The organism is Exiguobacterium sp. s57 (assembly GCF_018617685.1).
Taxonomy (GTDB): Bacteria; Bacillota; Bacilli; order Exiguobacteriales; family Exiguobacteriaceae; genus Exiguobacterium; species Exiguobacterium marinum.
Window position 1 is genome coordinate 47,328 of record NZ_JACSKR010000008.1, and the last position, 6,172, is coordinate 53,499.

The following is a 6,172-nucleotide window of genomic DNA, read 5'->3' on the forward strand; positions in this document are numbered from 1 at the left end:
CATTCCACCTCCTTTTATATGAAATAAAATTTCAAAAAATAACACTTTCATTGTAACACGATTTTTTAATCACGTTCGTTACAAAGCGTTACAAACTGCCAGTGGCGACCCATCAAAATGGAATCGCCAACTGGAGTGCTTCATCCACTGTTCCGACACCGACCACCTCAATCCCTGCCGGAGCGGTCCATCCACCCATATTATTTTTCGGGATGATGGCCCTTGTAAACCCTAACTTTGCCGCCTCGGCAACACGTTGTTCTATTCGTGATACGCGCCGCACTTCTCCCGTCAATCCGACTTCTCCGATGCAGACATCCGTCGGCCGAGTCGGGCGATCGCGAAAACTAGAGGCGATTGAAATACAAATCGCAAGGTCAATCGCCGGTTCATCCAATTTGACACCACCGGCCGCTTTCAAATAAGCATCCTGTGTTTGAAGCAGAAGACCGGATCGTTTCTCGAGCACGGCCATGAGAAGCGCGACCCGATTTTGATCGATTCCCGTCGCCATTCGTCTCGGGTTCCCGAATGAGGTAGGGGAGATAAGTGCCTGCAGTTCGACGAGCACCGTCCGTGTCCCTTCCATCGAAGCAACGACCGTAGAGCCGGATACCCCTGCGGTTCGCTCTTCTAAAAAGATTTCGGACGGGTTGAGGACTTCTTCTAACCCACTCTCTTTCATCTCGAAAATCCCAATTTCATTCGTTGAACCAAACCGATTCTTCACCGCCCGCAAAATACGGAATGTATGATGACGTTCGCCTTCAAAGTAAAGCACCGCATCTACCATGTGTTCGAGTAAGCGCGGTCCTGCAATCGACCCTTGTTTCGTCACGTGTCCGACAATGAAGACAGCAATCCCTCGCGTTTTCGCAATCTTCATGAGCGCCGCCGTACATTCTCGTACTTGTGACACACTGCCCGGAGCAGATTGAATCTCATCCATATACACCGTCTGAATCGAGTCGATGATGACAAACCCCGGCTGTTCTTCATCGATGACCCGTTCAATCATCAGCATGTCTGTCTCCGCGAGCACGAACAAGTCTTCGGTCGGTAAGCCGAGTCGTTCCGCGCGCAGTTTCGTTTGTTTGAGCGACTCTTCACCCGAAATATATAACACTTTTTTGCCGCTATGGGCTAAATGGGCACTGACTTGTAGCAAAATCGTCGACTTTCCGATTCCTGGGTCACCCCCGACTAAGACAAGGGAACCCGGGACGATTCCTCCACCGAGCACACGGTCAAATTCACGACTATTCGTGTGCACACGCGTCTCTTCTTGTGAGACGACGTTTGATAGACGTTCCGGTTTCAATTGTCGAGACGAACTATGGACAAATGCTGCACCGCGTTTGGCTTTCTTTTCTTCCACAAATTCTTCCACAAGCGTATTCCATTCATTACAACCTGGACAGCGCCCCATCCACTTCGCTGATTCATATCCACACGATTGGCAGACGTATTTCGTTTTAATTTTGGCCATAAGCTTCCTTCCTGTCTAAAAAAGGCTCCCTCATGAACAGTGAGGGAGCTGAATGATTTACTGAACGACACCTTCGTTACGAACGACAAACTCTCCATCTTGTACGTCGAGCGCAACTTTACTACCTTTGGTAATCGTACCACCGAGCATTGCTTCTGAGAGACGGTCTTCCACTTCTCGCTGAAGAGCACGACGGAGGGGACGGGCCCCGTATTCCGGATCGTAGCCGACTTCGGCAATCTTCTCGAGCGCCGCATCTGTCATGCTGAAATCAACACCCTGTTCGGCGAGACGTTTCTTAAGTGTCTCAGCCATAAGTTTGATGATTTCTTGGATGTGCTCTTTTTGAAGTGAATGGAAGACTGTGATTTCGTCAATTCGGTTCAAGAACTCAGGTCGGAACGCTTTTTTCAATTCCTCGAGCACTTTGTCTTTCATTTCCGTATACTCACGTTTCACATCATCTTCGACTGTGAATCCGACATATTTATTTCGTTGAAGCGCTGCTGCCCCGACGTTTGACGTCATGATGATGACGGTATTTCGGAAGTCGACCGTGCGACCTTTTGAGTCCGTCAAGCGACCGTCGTCTAGCACTTGAAGTAAGATGTTAAATACTTCAGGGTGTGCTTTCTCAATCTCGTCAAGAAGAATGACCGAATATGGTTTCCGGCGTACTTTCTCGGTTAATTGACCACCTTCTTCGTAACCAACATAGCCCGGAGGCGAACCGACGAGACGACTTGTCGCATGTTTCTCCATGTACTCTGACATATCGATTCGAATAATCGCATCTTCATCGCCAAACATCGCTTCGGCAACTGCGCGGGCGAGCTCGGTTTTCCCGACTCCGGTCGGTCCGAGGAAGATGAACGAACCGATTGGACGTTTCGGATCTTTCAATCCGGCACGGGCACGACGGATAGCACGAGAAATCGATTTCACTGCATCGTCTTGACCGATGACACGATTGTGAAGAATCGATTCGAGTTTGAGGAGACGGTCCGTCTCTTCTTCGGCAATCTTTGTGACCGGTACTCCTGTCCAGTTTGCGACAACTTGAGCGATATCTTCTTTCGTCACTTCAAGTTTTTCGTTCCCTTGCTTATTCTGCCACTCTGCTTTCAATTCTTCTAATTCATCACGTAATTTTTGCTCCGTATCGCGAAGGGACGCTGCTTTTTCAAACTCTTGGCTTTGAACAGCAGAGTCTTTTTCTTTACGAATCGACTCGAGGCGCGATTCCAACTCTTTCAAGTTCGGCGGCGCTGTGAAAGAACGAAGTCGTACTTTTGATGCGGCTTCATCGACGAGGTCAATCGCCTTGTCCGGTAAGAAGCGATCCGAAATATAACGGTCAGAAAGGACGACCGCCTCATGAATGGCTGTGTCTGTAATCGTTACACGGTGGTGTGCCTCATAGCGGTCGCGTAAACCGAGAAGGATTTGCTCAGCCTCTTCTGCCGTCGGCTCGTTCACTTGAATTGGTTGGAAACGTCGTTCAAGTGCTGCATCTTTCTCGATATACTTCCGGTACTCGTCGAGTGTTGTCGCCCCGATACATTGAAGTTCACCACGGGCCAGTGACGGTTTGAGGATGTTCGACGCATCAATCGCGCCTTCAGCGCCTCCTGCACCAATCAATGTATGCAATTCATCGATGAAGAGAATGACGTTTCCAGCCTGGCGAATCTCATCCATGACCTTTTTCAAACGATCTTCGAACTCACCACGATATTTTGTACCGGCCACGAGCGTACCCATGTCGAGTACCATGACTCGTTTGTTACGAAGTGTCTCAGGGACTTCGTTGTTGATGATTTGTTGAGCAAGGCCTTCGACTACCGCGGTCTTCCCGACACCCGGCTCACCAATAAGAACCGGGTTGTTCTTTGTCCGACGAGACAAGACTTCGATAACACGTTGAATCTCACCTGCGCGTCCAATCACCGGATCTAAACGTGATTCTCTGGCTTGTTGCGTCAAGTCGCGTGCCAACCCATCAAGCGTTGGTGTTGCAGCGCTTGCGCCTGGTTGCGAAGCATTTGAAGAAGACTCAGTATTCCCGAGGAGCTGCAGTACTTGTTGACGTGCTTTCGTCAAACTGATTCCTAGGTTATTGAGGACGCGCGCTGCGACACCTTCCCCCTCACGAATCAATCCGAGAAGGATGTGTTCCGTTCCGACGTATGAATGTCCTAATTTTCTTGCTTCATCCATCGAGAGTTCAATGACTTTTTTCGCACGTGGTGTGTAGTGAATCGTCGATCCGTTCTCAGAACCACGTCCAATCAATGACTCGACTTCTTGTTGAATCTTTTCAGATGTCAGTCCTAGTGCGAAGAGTGCTTTCGCCGCAATCCCTTCTCCTTCCCGAACCAATCCTAATAAAATATGTTCTGTACCAATATTATGATGGCCAAGACGTACGGCTTCCTCTTGTGCTAAAGCTAATACGCGCTGTGCTCGCTCTGTAAATCGTCCAAACATCATTGACAAAACCTCCTTATAGTTGGATCAAACTAAGCCTTGATCTAACGTTCGACGAACGAGTGTCGCTCGTTCTCGATCCCGCTCTTGCGTAGATAATGTTTTCCCGAAATGTTTTTGTAGAAAACCTGATTGTAACCGAACAATCAACTCGTGAAACTTCGGCGGGCTCCAATCAGACAAAATTCCAAGGTCACTTGCTAAATGTAAATCAGATAGTCGTTCAACTGCTTCAGTGGAAGAGAGTAATTTAGCATATCGTAATATACCATATGACCGATAAAATCGATCTTCTAACTCTTCCTGTCGATTCGCAATGAGTTCTTCACGCGCATGGCGTTCTGCCTGAATCACTTGTTCTGTCACTTCCATAAAGTCAGCCAACAGTTGTGATTCATGACTACCTAGTGTCCGTTGATTCGACAGCTGGAACAAGCGTCCGGCTGCATCGCTTCCTTCACCATAACGACCGCGAATCGTATAACCGAGTTTTCGAAGTTCCCGTAAAATCGGACCAATCCGACCCGTTAGCGTGAGTCCCGGTAAGTGTAACATGACCGAAGCTCGGAGTCCTGTTCCGATATTGCTTGGACATGTCGTCAAATAGCCTAACTGTTCATCAAAAGCATAAGAAAGTGACTCCGCGCATAATGCGTCTGCTTGTTTCGCTAATTCGAACGCCGCTTTCACTTGATAGCCGGGAAGCAACGTTTGAATTCGCAGATGGTCTTCCTCGTTGATTAGTACACTGATGGTTTCATCTTCACTTAAGAAGACCGCACTTTCTTCATTAGTAGCAACAGCCGGGCTAATCAAATGTTTCTCCATTAACGCTTGTCGTGTCACTTCATCATAATCACGCATATGAAGATATTCAAATCCCTTCAACCCGCGTAGACGTCCCTCTAAACGATCGCAAAGTTGACGTTCTCCTTCTTTAGAAAGGGCCGGTGAAAACACGGTGTCTTTGACGTTACGTGCCAGTCGGATTCTTGTGGAGACGACCAAATCATCAAGTTTGGCACGTTCTTTCATTTTTGGACCGAGTGGATGTGTTAGGAAAGGTTCCATTAGCCATCTCCCTGCCCTTCTAATTGCTTCATTTCTTTTTGAATACGTGCTGCCCGTTCATAATCTTCTTGTTCGACAGCACGGGTCAACTCCCCTGCTAACTTTTCAAGCCGCTCCTCAATCCGTTCATACGGTGTTCGTAGATGGTCAGGAATCGAACCGATATGACGATCGTGTCCTTGTTGATATTGACGGGTGATTTTTATCAGTTCATCCCGGAATACGGTATAACACGTAGCGCACCCTGCTTTTCTTACACGCAATAAGTCTTGGCGGGTCATCTGACAAGTCGGACAACGCTTCACGACCGGGACATAACCCGTCATGAGTTCTACCGTACATTGTCGACATAAGTGTCTTTTCACAGGTACATCTTGTTCCATGACAACGACTTCATTGACAGCCGGTCGCTGTTTACAACGTTCGCATAACATACGACTTATCCTCCATTACGGTAACGAAGTACTTTCATTAGTGCCAGTAACTGTTGACGTCGGATAAAGAAGCGATCGTCAACCTGTAAGTTTAACGCTTCATCTGATAAGAGATGATAAATCAACTGAGCTTCTTGCTCGTGCAACATTTGTTCTTCCACTAATCGAACAAGAACATTTTCGACGAGCTGTTCATTCAGACGTGGATGCTCAAGAATGACATCCATCAAACTAGAGAGGAGATCTTGCTTTTCATGCAAAGTGACGCGTCGAATGCGAATATATCCGCCACCGCCACGTTTACTTTCTACTAAATATCCTTTTTCGACGGTAAAACGTGTGTTGATGACATAATTGATTTGGGATGGGACACATTCGAATCGTTGCGCGATATCTTGACGTTTAATTTCAATCGCATTCGCCTGACTTTCTTTCAACACTTGCTTCAAATACTGTTCAATGACATCCGAAATATTTCTCATCTCCACCACCCTCTGACCATCTTTGACTTTTGACTATATTTTATCATTGATTTAAAAAAAGGCAAATGAAAAGCGATGTTCTCCATAGAGAACATCGCTAATATACAAAAGGACGATCGAGCGTTATGCTCGGTCGTCCTCTGCGTTGTTGCCTGGCAACGTCCTATCCTCACAGGGGGAGATCCCCCAACTACTTTCGGCGCTGA

At 47.4% G+C, this 6,172-nt stretch carries 5 protein-coding genes; all 5 read right to left on the reverse strand.

The window, feature by feature from the left end:
• Positions 1–112: 112 nt before the first annotated feature.
• Genes radA through KNO98_RS14205 form a run of 5 tightly spaced genes read right to left on the reverse strand, consistent with a single transcriptional unit; the run spans position 113 to position 5,966 of the window.
• Entirely contained in the window at positions 113–1,489 is a 1,377-nt protein-coding gene (gene radA, locus KNO98_RS14185) for a DNA repair protein RadA (protein ID WP_026824809.1), read from the reverse strand.
• A gap of 57 nt (positions 1,490–1,546) precedes the next feature.
• The gene (locus KNO98_RS14190) at positions 1,547–3,982 is read right to left on the reverse strand and encodes an ATP-dependent Clp protease ATP-binding subunit (protein ID WP_026824808.1); all 2,436 of its coding nucleotides are present in this window, start codon (positions 3,980–3,982) and stop codon (positions 1,547–1,549) included.
• A 24-nt stretch (positions 3,983–4,006) separates the two neighbouring features.
• The gene (locus KNO98_RS14195) at positions 4,007–5,050 is read right to left on the reverse strand and encodes a protein arginine kinase (protein ID WP_026824807.1); all 1,044 of its coding nucleotides are present in this window, start codon (positions 5,048–5,050) and stop codon (positions 4,007–4,009) included.
• The gene (locus tag KNO98_RS14200) at positions 5,050–5,484 is read right to left on the reverse strand and encodes a UvrB/UvrC motif-containing protein (protein WP_026824806.1); all 435 of its coding nucleotides are present in this window, start codon (positions 5,482–5,484) and stop codon (positions 5,050–5,052) included. Before KNO98_RS14200 ends, KNO98_RS14195 begins: the two co-directional genes overlap by 1 nt.
• 5 nt (positions 5,485–5,489) lie before the next feature.
• On the reverse strand, positions 5,490–5,966 hold the full coding sequence (locus tag KNO98_RS14205) for a CtsR family transcriptional regulator (protein WP_026824805.1): 477 nt from the start codon (positions 5,964–5,966) through the stop codon (positions 5,490–5,492).
• Positions 5,967–6,172 lie beyond the last annotated feature (206 nt).

Coding starts and splice junctions, on each gene's coding strand:
- radA (WP_026824809.1), bottom strand. CDS start 1,489: ATGGCCAAAATTAAAACGAAATACGTCTGCCAATCGTGTGGATATGAA.
- KNO98_RS14190 (WP_026824808.1), bottom strand. CDS start 3,982: ATGATGTTTGGACGATTTACAGAGCGAGCACAGCGCGTATTAGCTTTA.
- KNO98_RS14195 (WP_026824807.1), bottom strand. CDS start 5,050: ATGGAACCTTTCCTAACACATCCACTCGGTCCAAAAATGAAAGAACGT.
- KNO98_RS14200 (WP_026824806.1), bottom strand. CDS start 5,484: ATGTTATGCGAACGTTGTAAACAGCGACCGGCTGTCAATGAAGTCGTT.
- KNO98_RS14205 (WP_026824805.1), bottom strand. CDS start 5,966: ATGAGAAATATTTCGGATGTCATTGAACAGTATTTGAAGCAAGTGTTG.